This window comes from Pseudomonas sp. GW821-FHT09C08, assembly GCF_059418125.1.
This window is the reverse complement of record NZ_JBWKPG010000019.1, coordinates 26,031-39,356: the sequence shown is the minus strand read 5'-3', so window position 1 is coordinate 39,356 and position 13,326 is coordinate 26,031. Positions and strand designations below refer to the sequence as shown.

Genomic DNA, 13,326 nt, shown 5'->3' with positions numbered 1-13,326 from the left:
CGGTCACCAGTCGCCAGGGAGAAGCTGGTGGCGTGAAACCTTAATCGGTGTCCAAGATTACTTGACCAGTTCAAGCCAGCTCCCACAGGGGATAGGTGTGCGCTGTGCGATTGCATGCAGCTCGAACCTGTTGCTCGGATGTGGGAGCTCTCGAGCCAGAGCGAGGCAGCGATGGCGGTGGTTCAGCCAACCCATATACCAACTGACACCCCGCCATCGCAGACAAGCCAGCCCCCACCTTCGCCTTGAAATGCATGCCCCTGTGGGAGCGGGCTTGCTCGCGAAGGCGTTGTGTCAGTCAACCCATATACCGACTGACCCTCCGCCTTCGCAGGCAAGCCAGCTCCCACAGGGGATATGTGTGCGCTGTGCTGTTGCATGCAGCTCGAACCTGCTGCTCGGATGTGGGAGCTCTCGAGCCAGAGCGAGGCAGCGATGGCGGTGGTTCAGCCAACCCATATACCAACTGAACCTGAGTCATCGCAATCAAGCCAGCCCCCACCTTTGCCTTGAAATGCATACCCCCTGTGGGAGCGGGCTTGCTCGCGAAAGCGTTGTGTCAGTCAACACATATACCGACTGACACCCCGCCTTCGCAGGCAAGCCAGCTCCCACAGGGGATAGGTGTGCGCTGTGCGATTGCATGCAGGTCGAACCTGCTGCTCGGATGTGGGAGCTCTCGAGCCAGAGCGAGGCAGCGAAGGCGGTGGTTCAGCCAACCCATGTACCAACTGACCCTCCGCCATAGCAGGCAAGCCAGCCCCCACCTTTGCCTTGAAATGCATTCCCCTGTGGGAGCGGGCTTGCCCGCGAAGGCGGTGGCTCAGTCAACACATCTATCAACTGACACCCCCCATAGGCAAACCAACCCCTACAGGCGATCTACGCTGTCCTGCCACCTTATCGGCGGGTCAGCAGCACGCCGGATTCCATATGGTGCGTCCACGGGAACTGGTCAAACAGGGCGCACTTGGTGATGCGGTGGGTGTCATGCAGTTGCGCGATGTTCGCTGCCAGGGTCTCCGGGTTGCAGGAGATGTACAGGATGTTGTCGAAACGCCGGGTCAGTTCGCAGGTGTCCGGGTCCATGCCGGCACGGGGCGGGTCGACGAACACGCTGCCGAATTCGTAGCTCTTCAGGTCGATGCCGTGCAGGCGACGGAATGGGCGCACTTCGTTGAGCGCCTCGGTGAGTTCCTCGGCAGACAGGCGCACCAGGGTGACGTTATCCACCGCGTTTTCATCAAGGTTGCTCAGCGCAGCATTCACCGAGGTCTTGCTGATTTCGGTGGCCAGCACTTTGCGCACGCGGGTTGCCAGGGGCAGGGTGAAATTGCCGTTGCCGCAATACAACTCGAGCAAATCATCCGGGCGATCGCCCAGGGCTTCGTACGCCCAGTTGAGCATCTTCTGGTTCACCGTGCCGTTGGGCTGGGTGAACGCGCCTTCAGGCTGGCGGTAGCTGAACGTGCGACCGCCGACCTCGAGCTTTTCCACCACATAGTCATGGCCGATCACGTCGCGCTTGCCTTTCGAACGGCCGATGATGCTCACGTTCAAGTCGGCAGCCAGCTGGTTCGCGGCGGTGTGCCAATGCTCGTCCAGCGGGCGGTGATAGCACAGGGTGATCATTGCGTCGCCGGCCAAGGTGGTGAGGAACTCCACCTGGAACAGCTTGTGGCTCAGCGCAGCACTGGCTTGCCAGGCGGCCTTGAGCTGCGGCATCAACTGGTTGATGCGCTGGCTGGCGATGGGAAATTCTTCGATCAGGATCGGTGTGCGTTTGTCGTCCTGGGAGAACATCGCGTAGTGGCGTTCACCGCCTTCGCGCCACAGGCGGAACTCCGCACGCAGGCGAAAGTGCTGCAGCGGCGAATCGAAGACCTGTGGCTCGGGCGCGTCGAACGGTGCCAGCAGGTCACGCAAGCGCGTGACCTTGTCTTGCAGTTGAGCGGTGTAGCGTGCGGCGTCAAAAGTCATGCGTTGAACCAGCCCAGCTTGATCACAAACAGAATCGACAGAATCACCAGTGCCGGGTTCAGCTCACGGTAGCGGCCCGAAAGCAGCTTGATGGCGGTCCAGGCGATGAAACCGAAGGCGATGCCGTTGGCGATGGAGTAAGTGAAGGGCATCGCCAGGGCGGTGATCACCACCGGCGCTGCAACGGTAATGTCATCCCAGTCGATTTCGGCCAGGCCCGAGGTCATCAGCACGGCGACGAACAGCAGTGCAGGCGCGGTGGCGAACGCGGGAACGCTGGCCGCCAGTGGCGAGAAGAACAGCGCCAGCAGGAACAGGATCGCAACCACGATCGCCGTCAGACCGGTACGGCCACCGGCACTCACGCCGGCGGCGGATTCGATGTAGCTGGTGGTGGTCGACGTGCCCAGCAGCGAGCCTGCCATGGCGGCGGTGCTGTCGGCGATCAGGGCGCGGCCCATCTTCGGCATGTGGCCGTCCTTGCCCATCAGGCCGGCGCGCTTGGCGACGCCGATCAGGGTGCCGGAGTTGTCGAACAGGTCGACGAACAGGAAGGCGAAGATCACGCTGACCAGGCCGATGTCCAGTGCGCCTTTGATATCCAGCTGCAGGAAAGTCGGGGCCAGCGATGGCGGCATCGAGGTCACGCCGCCGAACGGAGTGAAGCCCATGACGATGGACACGATGGTCACCGCCAGGATGCCGATCAGCACTGCACCGCGCACGGCCAGGGCTTCCAGCGCCACGATCAGCGCGAAACCGAGGGTGGCGAGGATCGGCGCCGGTTGCTTGAGGTCGCCCAGGCCGACCATGGTGGCCGGGTTGCTGACCACGATGCCGGCGTTGTGCAGGGCGATCAGCGCCAGGAACAGGCCGATACCGGCGGCAATTGCCGAGCGCAGGGGCAGCGGGATGCTGTTGATGATCCACTCACGGATACGGAAGATCGACAGCAGGAAGAACAGCACCGCCGAGATGAACACCGCGCCCAGCGCAACCTGCCAGGTATGGCCCATGTGCAGGACCACGGTGTAGGTAAAGAAGGCATTGAGGCCCATGCCCGGCGCCAGTGCGATCGGGTAGTTGGCGATCAGGCCCATTACGGTCGAACCGATGGCGGCCGCCAGGCAGGTCGCGACAAATACTGCGCCCTTGTCCATGCCGGTCTCGCCGAGGATGCTCGGGTTGACGAACAGGATGTAGGCCATGGCCAGGAATGTCGTGATGCCCGCGAGGATCTCGGTGCGCACGTTGGTGTTGTGTGCCTTGAGTTGAAACAGCTTTTCCAGCATGCCTGCTCCCTGTGACGCTATTTTGCGTCGTGATTTGTTGACCTCTAAGTCAAAGCACAAACTGCGCCAAGCGCCTGTGGTTCCAGAGAGGATCGGAAAAAGCGGCGCATCATACCAGCAGCCGAGGCCGTGTGGCGTATAGGCTGCGTATTCTGAAGCGTGGCCTTGAGGCATACTGCGCCGACGTTTAATCCAGGGTCATCGCCAGCATGAAAAAAGCCAACGCCAGCAGTCTAGCTCTGTTCGCCATAATCGGCCTTTGGCTCAGTGCGGCACCGGCGTGGGGCGCGACTGCACCGGCGTTGAGCGAGGTGCGGGTGTTCAAGGTGCAGTCGGCCGCTTGTACTGAAACCATCCCTGAACGCGCGGCCAGCACCCAGATGTGTACGCACCGTGGGCAAACGCTGGTGTACGTGATGGAAGTCGGCTTGGGCAACAGCTCCCAGGCGTTCTTCGATGGTGCGCCGGTTTCCGGCAGCAGCACCGCGATCTGCCAGGTGGGCTCCATCAGCCAGGCGTGCAGCGGCGCGGGCACGGTGATGGGCTACATCTATGCGTTCCAGCTGAATATCACTGCGGGTGGCACCTTCCAGTACAGCAACACGTCGATCAATCCGCCGCGCAACCAACTGGTTACCACCCTCAGCATTCGCTGATCGCCACCTATCAATTGCCTTGAACGCTCAATACCCCGGGAAGTCGTACCCCTGAGACGGCGACTTTCCTGAACGCCGCGGATGTATACCAACCCGTGAGGTGTTTATGAGCGCGACCCCCAATGGCGCGGCGGCCCAACCGTTCGCCAGCCACTCCATACGCCTGAGCCTCAATGGCCAGGACCGCCAGCTGGACGTGTTGCCCTGGACCACCTTGCTCGACCTGTTGCGTGAGCAACTGGATCTGGTCGGCAGCAAAAAGGGTTGCGACCACGGCCAATGCGGCGCCTGCACCGTGTTGCGCGACGGCAAACGCGTAAACGCCTGCCTGACCCTGGCGGTGATGTGCGACGGCGCCGAGCTGACCACCATCGAAGGCCTGGCCGACGGCGACCAGCTCCACCCGATGCAGCAAGCCTTCATCAAGCACGATGCCTTCCAGTGCGGCTACTGCACCCCTGGCCAGATCTGTTCCGCTGTCGGCCTGGCCAATGAAGGCCGTGCCCACGACACCGCGCAGATCCAGGAACTGATGAGCGGCAACCTGTGCCGTTGCGGCGCCTACACCAATATTCGCGATGCCATCGAAGACGCGTTGCCCCGCTGCCGCGCCGGGGGAGATCAGTCATGAACCCCTTCCATTACAGCAAGCCTGCGGATGTGCACGAGGCCGTGCACCTGAGCAGCGCCGCATCGCGCTTTATCGCCGGCGGCACCAACCTGCTGGACTTGATGAAAGAAAACATCACGCGCCCCGAGCACCTGATCGACATCACCGGCCTGCCGTTGCAGGGTGTTGAAGAAACCGCCGAGGGCGGCCTGCGCATCGGCGCGCTGGTCAGCAACGCCGACCTGGCCTGGCACCCGCTGGTCGAGGCGCGCTACCCGTTGCTGTCGCAGGCGATCCTCGCCGGTGCCTCGCCGCAATTGCGCAATATGGCCAGCACTGGCGGCAACCTGCTGCAGCGCACCCGGTGCTATTACTTCTATGACGCCGCCGTGCCCTGCAACAAGCGCGAGCCCGGCAGCGGTTGCCCGGCGCGCACCGGCTTGAACCGTATCCATGCGATCCTCGGCGCCAGCGACCAGTGCGTCGCCACTCACCCGTCGGACATGTGCGTGGCCCTCGCGGCATTGGAGGCACGGGTGCATGTGGAGGGGCGTGGCGGCGCGCGGGTCATCGAGTTTGCCGACTTCCACCGCCTGCCCGGCGATGCGCCGCAGCGTGATAACCAATTGGCCGATGATGAACTGATCACCGCCATTGAGCTGCCCGCCGACCACCTGGCGCGTCACAGTCACTACCTGAAAATCCGCGACCGTGCGTCTTACGCTTTCGCGCTGGTCTCGGTCGCCGCAGCCCTGGAGTTGGACGGTGACCGGATCGTCGACGCGCGCCTGGCCCTCGGCGGCGTGGCCCATAAACCGTGGCGGGATCGCGCGGTGGAAGCTGCGTTGATCGGCCAGGCGGTCAGCCGCGAAACCTTCAGCAACGCCGCCGATGCCCTGCTGCAAGACGCCGAGCCGTTGGAACACAACGGCTTCAAGATCAAATTGGCGCGCCGTGCAATCATCCGCGCCCTGAGCGACGCCGCCGTCGCCGGAGAACGCCCATGACCGCTCTCGGCAAACCCCTGGACCGTGTCGACGGTCTGCTCAAGGTCACCGGCCAGGCGCGCTATGCCGGCGAGTTTCCCGAGGCTGGCCTGCTGCATGGCAGTGTGGTCTCCAGCACCATCGCCAAAGGACGCGTGGTCAACATCGACGCCTCCAAAGCCTTGGCGCTGCCGGGCGTGGTCATGGTGCTCGATCACCGCAGCCGGCCCAGACTCGCCAGCTATGACGATGCCTTCGCCGACGATGATGCCGCCGATGGCTCGCCGTTTCGTCCGCTGTACAACGACCGTGTGCTCTACAGCGGCCAGCCGCTGGCCCTGGTGATCGCCGACAACCTCGAACTGGCGCGGCATGCCGGTTCGCTGGTACAGATCGAGTACGCCAGCGAAACCTTCGAAACCGACCTGGTGGCCCAGCAGGAGCAGGCCCACCCGTCACTGCAAACCCCGCCCAAGCCACGCGGTAATTTCCAGGCCGAATGGACCGGCGCCGCCGTGAGCCTTGACCTGCACTACAGCACCCCCATCGAACACCACAATCCGATGGAGCCGCACGCCAGCACCGTGCTGTATCAGCCGGACGGCACCCTGCATATCCACGATAAGACCCAGGGCCCGCAGAACTGCCAGGCCTATGTGCAAAAAGTCTTCGGCCTGGACAAGAGCCAAGTGCGCATCTTTGCCGCGTTCGTCGGTGGCGCCTTCGGATCCGGCCTGCGCCCGCAGTACCAGTTGCCGCTGGCGGTGATGGCGTCCCTGGCGCTCAAGCGCTCGGTGCGCGTCACGCTGACGCGTCAGCAAATGTTCACCTTCGGCTACCGCCCACGCACCTTGCAGCGTTTGCAGATGGGCGCGGCGGCAGATGGCCGCTTGATGGCGCTGGGGCATACGGCGATTGGCCAGACCTCACGTTTCGAAGACTTCAGCGAGCACGTGGTGGAGTGGAGCGGCATGCTTTATCACTGCGACAACGTGCAATTGACCTACCAGTTGGTGCCACTGGACGTATTCACCCCGCTGGACATGCGCGCACCTGGCGCGGCTCTGGGCGTGATCGGCCTGGAGTGCGCCATGGACGAACTGGCATGCGCCTTGGGCATGGACCCGGTGAAGCTGCGGCTGATCAACTACGCCGAGCGCAATCAGAACGACGACAAGCCCTGGTCAAGCAAAGCCCTGCGCGAATGTTACCGTGATGGCGCCGAGCGTTTTGGCTGGAGCCAGCGCAACCCGGAACCGCGCAGCATGCGCGATGGCCGCCAGTTGATCGGCTGGGGCATGGCCGGTGGCGTGTGGGAAGCCATGCAGATGAAGGCCAGCGCCAAGGCCCGCCTCGATGCCGAGGGCAAGCTGACGGTCAGCAGCGCCACCACTGATATCGGCACGGGTACGTACACGGTCATGACCCAGATCGCGGCGCAGGCCAGCGGCGTGGCGATGGACGACGTGCGTTTTCTGCTCGGTGATTCTTCATTGCCGACGGCGCCGTTGCAGGGCGGCTCGTTTACCGTGTCCTCGGTGGGCACTGCGGTGCAGCAAGCGTGCGAAGCCTTGAATGCCCAGTTGCTGGCCATCGCCCGGCAAACCTACCCGGTGTTCACGCAGGCACAGTCCGCGCGGTTTGAAGACGGTCAACTGCACGCCGGTGACGTGAGCGTGTCGTTGGCGCAGTTGGTCAAGGACAGTGGCGAAGCGGCGTTGGAAGCCCAGGTCGACAGTGAGCCGGACAAAAAACGTGAGGGCTACAGCACTGCCACGCATTCGGCGGTGTTCGTAGAGGTGCGCGTGGATGAAGACCTCGGCACTATCAAGGTCAGCCGCGTGGTCAGTGCGATTGCGGCCGGGCGCGTGGTCAATCCAAAAATGGCGCGCAGCCAGATACTCGGTGGCGTGGTATGGGGCATCGGCATGGCCCTGCATGAAGAAACCCAGGTCGACCATCAACTGGGGCGCTACATGAACCACAGCCTGGCCGAATACCACATTCCGGTGAATGCCGATATTGGCGAGATTGAGGTGATATTCGTCGAAGAACACGACGAGATCGTCAACGCGCTGGGGTCCAAGGGCGTCGGTGAGATCGGCATTGTCGGCGTGGCGGCGGCGGTGGCGAATGCGATCTACCATGCCACCGGCAAGCGAGTGCGCGAGTTTCCCATCACGTTGGACAAGGTGCTGTAACCCGGTCCTCGAACCACAGAAGATCAAAATGTGGGAGCTGGTTTACCTGCGATAGCACTCTGTCAGCCCATCATATAGTGGCTGAGACACCGCCATCGCAGGCAAGCCAGCGCCGACATTGACGGTTTTTCAACCGGCTTATGGCTTGGTTTCCTCCACCGGCACATGCATGCGGTCGCGGTTGGCCAGGGTCGGGAACAGTTTGATCCACGTCCCCGTCACCACCAGCGTGCCGATCCCGCCCATGACCACGGCGGGCACGGTGCCGAACCAGTGGGCGGTGATGCCCGATTCGAACTCGCCCAGTTGATTCGATGCGCCGATGAACAGGCCGTTGACGGCACTCACGCGGCCGCGCATTTCATCCGGGGTTTCCAGCTGCACGAAGGAGGCGCGGATCACCATGCTGATCATGTCCGCCGCGCCCAGGACCACCAGCACTGCCAGCGAGAACCAGAACGAAGTGGACAGGCCGAACGCGATGGTCGCCACGCCGAATACGCCGACGGCAGTGAACATCACGCGGCCCACATGCCGATCCACCGAAAACCGTGCCAGCCACAGCGACATCAACAACGCGCCCACCGCCGGTGCCGAGCGCAGCAGGCCCAGGCCCCAGGCGCCGGTCAGCAGGATGTCCTTGGCGAACACCGGCAGCAACGCGGTGGCGCCGCCCAGCAGCACGGCAAACAGGTCCAGGGAAATCGCCCCGAGAATGTCCGGGCGGCTGCGGATAAAACGGATGCCGGCCAGCAGCGAATCGAGGGTGGCCTTGCCCTTGTTGAGCGGGGTCTGGCGGGCGGGCAGGTTGAGGGTCAGCACACAGGCAATCAGGTACAGCGCCACGGTAGGGCCATACACCCACACGCTGCCAAACGCGTAGAGCAAACCGCCGAGGGCCGGCGCGACGATGGTCGCCAGTTGCTGGGCCGATTGCGACGAGGCTACGGCGCGCGGGAACAGTGCGCTGGGCACGATGCTCGGCAGCAGAGCCTGGGTGGTGGGCATTTCAAAGGAGCGCGCGGCGCCGAGCAGGAAGGCGAGGATAAAGATCATCTCGCGGGTCACGTTGCCGGTCAGGCCACCGATGGCCAGGGACAGGGCGATCAACGCCTGCACGGTCTGGCAGATGGCGGCGACCTTGCGCCGCTCATAGCGGTCGGCCACATGCCCGGTGTGCAGCATGAACAGCACGCGCGGTACGAACTCGACCAGCCCGACCAGGCCCAGGTCCAGCACATTGCCGGTCAGCTGGTAGAGGTTCCAGCCGATGGCCACGGTGAGCATCTGGAAACCGCTGGCGGTAAAGATCCGTGCCAGCCAGAACGCGATGAAAGGGCGGTGGTGACGCAACAGCAACGCGGGTTCACTAGGCATCGGGAATTCTGGTCAGGGCCGGGGGAGGGCCGAGATTATCATCAAGTTGTAACAGATGGTTGCAGGAACTGCGCTGAGGCAGTCTGTCACGCGGCAAAAGACCACACAGTTCAATCCTCAAAATGGGACTACTCTTTCAGCAATGCTTGATCCAGATCAATGTCCGCCCGGGCATCGGTCTGGCGGCCGCAAGGCCAGATTCCCTGCGTGGTTGGTTAAAAAAAGAAACGAATTGAAATTCGCCAGACTCCATATCCGTGGGGGCAGTGGGTGCAGGCTCCCGCCAGCAGCCGGTATTACCTGACAGAGGAAGACTTATGTTCGGTTTGGAGGCGCTAGATCTCGCCCGAATTCAATTCGCATTCACCATCTCGTTCCACATCCTGTTCCCGGCGATCACCATCGGCCTGGCCAGTTACCTTGCGGTGCTGGAGGGCTTGTGGCTCAAGACCCATAACGACACCTACCGTGACCTCTACCATTTCTGGTCGAAGATCTTTGCCGTCAACTTCGGCATGGGCGTGGTCTCCGGCCTGGTGATGGCCTACCAGTTCGGCACCAACTGGAGCCGCTTCTCGGACTTCGCCGGCGCCGTCACCGGCCCGCTGCTGACGTATGAAGTGCTCACGGCGTTCTTCCTCGAAGCCGGTTTCCTCGGCGTGATGCTGTTCGGCTGGAACAAGGTGGGGCGCAAGCTGCACTTTTTCTCCACGGTGATGGTGGCCGTCGGTACGTTGATCTCGACGTTCTGGATTCTCGCCTCCAACAGCTGGATGCAGACGCCGCAGGGCTTTGAAATCATCGACGGCCGCGTGATCCCCACCGATTGGCTGGCGGTGATCTTCAACCCGTCCTTCCCCTACCGCCTGATGCACATGGCCACGGCGGCCTTCGTGGCCACGGCGTTCTTCGTCGGCTCCTCGGCGGCCTGGCATTTGCTGCGCGGCAAGGACAACCCGGCGATCCGCACCATGCTGTCGATGGCGATGTGGATGGCGCTGATCGTCGCGCCGATCCAGGCAGTGATCGGTGACTTCCATGGTCTCAACACCCTCAAGCATCAACCGGCGAAAATCGCTGCGATTGAAGGCCACTGGGAGAATATCGGCAACGAACCGACACCGCTGATCCTGTTCGGCTGGCCGGACATGAAGGCCGAGAAAACCAAGTACGCGGTCGAGATTCCCTATCTGGGCAGCCTGATCCTGACCCACTCCCTGGATAAACAGGTGCCGGCGCTCAAGGAGTTTCCGCCTGAGGATCGGCCCAATTCGACCATTGTGTTCTGGTCGTTCCGGGTCATGGTCGGCCTGGGCTTCCTGATGATCTTCACCGGGCTGTTCAGCCTGTGGCTGCGCCGTGGCGACAAGATGTACACGTCCAAGCCGTTCCTGTATCTGGCGCTGTGGATGGGCCCGTCCGGGCTGATCGCGATTCTCGCCGGTTGGTTCACCACCGAAATCGGCCGTCAGCCGTGGGTCGTCTACGGCTTGATGCGCACGGCGGATGCGTCCTCCGGGCATAGCCTGGCGCAGATGACCATTACCCTGGTGTTGTTCGTGGTGGTGTATTTCGCGCTGTTCGGCGCGGGCCTGGGCTACATGATGCGCCTGGTGCGCAAGGGCCCTGTGACCCACGAAGGCACCGAGCCGACCCACGGTGGTCCTGGCCAGAAACGCACACCGGCCCGTCCGTTGTCTGCCGCCGATGATGGCAGCGATGACGACCACGCCCACATCCAGCACAAGGGGAATTGAGATGGGTATTGATCTTCCGCTGATCTGGGCCGTGATCATCATTTTCGGCATCATGATGTACGTGGTCATGGACGGCTTCGACCTGGGTATCGGCATTCTCTTTCCGTTTATCCCCGGCAAAGTCGACCGTGACGTGATGATGAACACCGTGGCCCCGGTCTGGGACGGCAATGAAACCTGGCTGGTACTTGGCGGCGCGGCGTTGTTCGGCGCGTTCCCGCTGGCCTATTCGGTGGTGCTCTCCGCGTTGTACCTGCCGCTGATCCTGATGCTGATCGGGCTGATATTCCGGGGCGTGGCCTTCGAGTTCCGCTTCAAGGCCAAGGACCACAAGCGTCACCTGTGGGACAAGGCCTTCATCGGTGGCTCGCTGGCCGCGACGTTCTTCCAGGGCGTGGCGCTGGGCGCCTTTATCGACGGCATCCCGGTGGTGGATCGCCAGTTTGCCGGCGGCTCGCTGGACTGGCTGACACCGTTCACGATGTTCTGCGGTGTGGCGCTGATCGTGGCCTATGCCTTGCTCGGCTGCACCTGGCTGATCATGAAGACCGAAGGCAAGTTGCAGGAACAGATGCACAACCTGGCGCGGCCGCTGGCGTTCGTGGTGCTGGCGGTGATCGGTATCGTCAGCCTGTGGACGCCGCTGGCGCACCCGGAAATCGCTTCGCGCTGGTTCACCCTGCCGAACCTGTTCTGGTTCCTGCCGGTGCCGATCCTGGTGCTGGTGACCATGTACGGCCTGATCCGTGCGGTGGCGCGTAATGCGCACTACACGCCGTTCCTGCTCACGCTGGTGCTGATCTTCCTCGGCTACAGCGGCCTGGGGATCAGCCTGTGGCCGAACATCATCCCGCCGTCGGTCTCGATCTGGGATGCCGCTGCACCGCCGCAGAGCCAGGGCTTCATGCTGGTCGGCACGTTGTTCATCATCCCGTTCATCCTGGGCTACACCTTCTGGAGCTACTACGTGTTCCGCGGCAAGGTCACCCACGAAGACGGTTATCACTAGGAGGGGCGTTTAATGTCCGGCAAGCCTTCGTTGCACGAGATTGAACAGGCCGAGAAACAGCCGCTGTGGCGGCGCCTGGGGTGGTTGGCGATGATCTGGACCGGCAGCGTGCTGGCCTTGTTTGTCGTGGCCAGCCTGATGCGCATGTTCATGAATGCGGCGGGCCTGACCACCCACTGACATCCCGATCCGGGCCTTGCGGCCCGGCTTTCAACCCTGCTCATCGCGAGATCGGCAGGGTTTTTTATTTGCGCGCCTTGAGGATCACGAATTTCGGGGTCGCCGCCACTTGCTCGACACCCCGGAACAGCCGCGCCAACTTGCTGTGGTAACCCAGATGACGGTTGCCGACTATATAAAGGGCGCCGCCCACCACCAGCGCCTCGCGCGCCTGCTGGAACATGCGCCAGGCCAGGAAGTCGCCCACCACCTGCTGCTGGTGGAACGGCGGGTTGCACAGCACCACATCCAGGGACTGCGGTTCCTGGCCAGCGAGGCCATCACCGGCGCGGACGTTGACGTCGCGCTCGCCGAGGGCGGCGCGCCAGTTCTCCTGCGCCGACTGCACGGCCATGTAGGACTCGTCCACCAAGGTGTACTGCGCGTCAGGGTTTTGCAGTGCGCTGGCGATGGCCAATACGCCATTGCCGCAGCCCAGGTCTGCGACGCGGGCACTGCCGAGGTTTTTCGGCAGGTGCGGCAGGAAAGCGCGGGTGCCGATGTCCAGGCTTTCGCGGCAAAACACGTTGGCGTGGTTCAGCAGTTCAATCGCCGGCGCATCCACGGTGTAGCGGGTGGGGTAGGGCGAGACCGCTGTCGGACGCTCCGCAACGGTGGCGATCAACAGCCGGGCTTTCTTGACGGCCAGCGAGGCGTGCATGGGGCCGATATAGCGCTCAAGCATTTCCCCGGCCGCGCGTGGCAGGTGCTTGACCATCGCCCCGGCGATCACTTCCGCGCCCGGCGCCAGTTGACCCTGCAGGCGGATCAGTTGCTCTTCCAGCAAGGCGAGGGTCTTGGGTACACGGATCAGCACGCGATCGAAGGGCCCTGCTGGCAGCTGGCTGGCGGGGATGAACGGCACCGCATCGAAGGCCTTGGCGTTGCGCACCAGATTTTTCCCGAGGCCTTGGGCCGCGAGGAAAGAGTCGCCGCTGGAGGTCACTTGCACCTGGCCTTCAAGGCTGGCGGCCAAGGCGCCGAAGCTGTCATTGAGTACCAGCACGCGGGTCGCGGCGCCGGGTTGCTGTTCGGCCAGGTAGCTGAGGAGGTACTCGTCGGCCGCGTCGAAGGCTTGCAGCGGATCGTTGTGCTGTTCTGGCTGGCGAATCAGATCGAGCTGGGCGAAGGGCGTGTCGAGCAGGGGCATGGCGGGGAGGCTCTGGGTAATCGATGGGCGTTGGACAGTGGCCTGCACAACGGTCTGAGTGAACAGCGGGCAGGACCCCGGCAGGGTCG

Annotated in this window: 11 protein-coding genes; 7 read left to right on the top strand and 4 right to left on the bottom strand. The window is 63.0% G+C overall.

Going from position 1 to position 13,326, the window contains the following annotated elements:
* Nucleotides 1-900 precede the first annotated feature (900 nt).
* Both trmA and AC07OJ_RS30555 read right to left on the bottom strand, forming a co-directional pair.
* Entirely contained in the window at nucleotides 901-1,980 is a 1,080-nt protein-coding gene (gene trmA, locus AC07OJ_RS30560) for a tRNA (uridine(54)-C5)-methyltransferase TrmA (protein ID WP_065910173.1), read from the bottom strand.
* Nucleotides 1,977-3,272, bottom strand: coding sequence for an NCS2 family permease (locus tag AC07OJ_RS30555; RefSeq protein ID WP_034100857.1), 1,296 nt, complete (start codon nucleotides 3,270-3,272; stop codon nucleotides 1,977-1,979). Before AC07OJ_RS30555 ends, trmA begins: the two co-directional genes overlap by 4 nt.
* A 209-nt stretch (nucleotides 3,273-3,481) precedes the next feature.
* Between AC07OJ_RS30555 and AC07OJ_RS30550 the strand changes: the two genes are divergently transcribed.
* The 4 genes from AC07OJ_RS30550 to AC07OJ_RS30535 all read left to right on the top strand — a co-directional run bounded on the left by AC07OJ_RS30550 (nucleotide 3,482) and on the right by AC07OJ_RS30535 (nucleotide 7,725).
* Nucleotides 3,482-3,928 (top strand): DUF4879 domain-containing protein, encoded by a 447-nt coding sequence (locus AC07OJ_RS30550; protein WP_065910175.1) that lies wholly within the window; start codon nucleotides 3,482-3,484, stop codon nucleotides 3,926-3,928.
* Between the two features lie 106 nt (nucleotides 3,929-4,034).
* Entirely contained in the window at nucleotides 4,035-4,559 is a 525-nt protein-coding gene (locus AC07OJ_RS30545) for a (2Fe-2S)-binding protein (RefSeq protein WP_315420069.1), read from the top strand.
* Nucleotides 4,556-5,545 (top strand): FAD binding domain-containing protein, encoded by a 990-nt coding sequence (locus AC07OJ_RS30540; protein WP_495095782.1) that lies wholly within the window; start codon nucleotides 4,556-4,558, stop codon nucleotides 5,543-5,545. Before AC07OJ_RS30545 ends, AC07OJ_RS30540 begins: the two co-directional genes overlap by 4 nt.
* On the top strand, nucleotides 5,542-7,725 hold the full coding sequence (locus tag AC07OJ_RS30535; protein WP_495095781.1) for a xanthine dehydrogenase family protein molybdopterin-binding subunit: 2,184 nt from the start codon (nucleotides 5,542-5,544) through the stop codon (nucleotides 7,723-7,725). Before AC07OJ_RS30540 ends, AC07OJ_RS30535 begins: the two co-directional genes overlap by 4 nt.
* Before the next feature lie 138 nt (nucleotides 7,726-7,863).
* On the opposite strand, the gene AC07OJ_RS30530 is transcribed toward AC07OJ_RS30535, so the two are convergent.
* Nucleotides 7,864-9,102 (bottom strand): MFS transporter, encoded by a 1,239-nt coding sequence (locus AC07OJ_RS30530; RefSeq protein ID WP_065910183.1) that lies wholly within the window; start codon nucleotides 9,100-9,102, stop codon nucleotides 7,864-7,866.
* Nucleotides 9,103-9,419: 317 nt separating this feature from the next.
* Between AC07OJ_RS30530 and AC07OJ_RS30525 the strand changes: the two genes are divergently transcribed.
* Genes AC07OJ_RS30525 through AC07OJ_RS30515 form a run of 3 tightly spaced genes read left to right on the top strand, consistent with a single transcriptional unit; the run spans nucleotide 9,420 to nucleotide 12,048 of the window.
* Nucleotides 9,420-10,859, top strand: coding sequence for a cytochrome ubiquinol oxidase subunit I (locus AC07OJ_RS30525; protein WP_065910184.1), 1,440 nt, complete (start codon nucleotides 9,420-9,422; stop codon nucleotides 10,857-10,859).
* 1 nt (nucleotide 10,860) lies between these two features.
* Entirely contained in the window at nucleotides 10,861-11,868 is a 1,008-nt protein-coding gene (gene cydB, locus AC07OJ_RS30520; RefSeq protein WP_065910185.1) for a cytochrome d ubiquinol oxidase subunit II, read from the top strand.
* Between the two features lie 12 nt (nucleotides 11,869-11,880).
* The gene (locus AC07OJ_RS30515) at nucleotides 11,881-12,048 is read left to right on the top strand and encodes a DUF2474 domain-containing protein (RefSeq protein ID WP_010206690.1); all 168 of its coding nucleotides are present in this window, start codon (nucleotides 11,881-11,883) and stop codon (nucleotides 12,046-12,048) included.
* A 64-nt stretch (nucleotides 12,049-12,112) separates the two neighbouring features.
* Here the strand turns inward: AC07OJ_RS30515 and AC07OJ_RS30510 are convergent, their stop codons facing one another.
* Nucleotides 12,113-13,237, bottom strand: a complete 1,125-nt coding sequence (locus AC07OJ_RS30510; protein WP_495095780.1) for a methyltransferase — start codon at nucleotides 13,235-13,237, stop codon at nucleotides 12,113-12,115.
* Nucleotides 13,238-13,326 lie beyond the last annotated feature (89 nt).

Coding starts and splice junctions, on each gene's coding strand:
- trmA (WP_065910173.1), bottom strand. CDS start 1,980: ATGACTTTTGACGCCGCACGCTACACCGCTCAACTGCAAGACAAGGTC.
- AC07OJ_RS30555 (WP_034100857.1), bottom strand. CDS start 3,272: ATGCTGGAAAAGCTGTTTCAACTCAAGGCACACAACACCAACGTGCGC.
- AC07OJ_RS30550 (WP_065910175.1), top strand. CDS start 3,482: ATGAAAAAAGCCAACGCCAGCAGTCTAGCTCTGTTCGCCATAATCGGC.
- AC07OJ_RS30545 (WP_315420069.1), top strand. CDS start 4,035: ATGAGCGCGACCCCCAATGGCGCGGCGGCCCAACCGTTCGCCAGCCAC.
- AC07OJ_RS30540 (WP_495095782.1), top strand. CDS start 4,556: ATGAACCCCTTCCATTACAGCAAGCCTGCGGATGTGCACGAGGCCGTG.
- AC07OJ_RS30535 (WP_495095781.1), top strand. CDS start 5,542: ATGACCGCTCTCGGCAAACCCCTGGACCGTGTCGACGGTCTGCTCAAG.
- AC07OJ_RS30530 (WP_065910183.1), bottom strand. CDS start 9,102: ATGCCTAGTGAACCCGCGTTGCTGTTGCGTCACCACCGCCCTTTCATC.
- AC07OJ_RS30525 (WP_065910184.1), top strand. CDS start 9,420: ATGTTCGGTTTGGAGGCGCTAGATCTCGCCCGAATTCAATTCGCATTC.
- cydB (WP_065910185.1), top strand. CDS start 10,861: ATGGGTATTGATCTTCCGCTGATCTGGGCCGTGATCATCATTTTCGGC.
- AC07OJ_RS30515 (WP_010206690.1), top strand. CDS start 11,881: ATGTCCGGCAAGCCTTCGTTGCACGAGATTGAACAGGCCGAGAAACAG.
- AC07OJ_RS30510 (WP_495095780.1), bottom strand. CDS start 13,237: ATGCCCCTGCTCGACACGCCCTTCGCCCAGCTCGATCTGATTCGCCAG.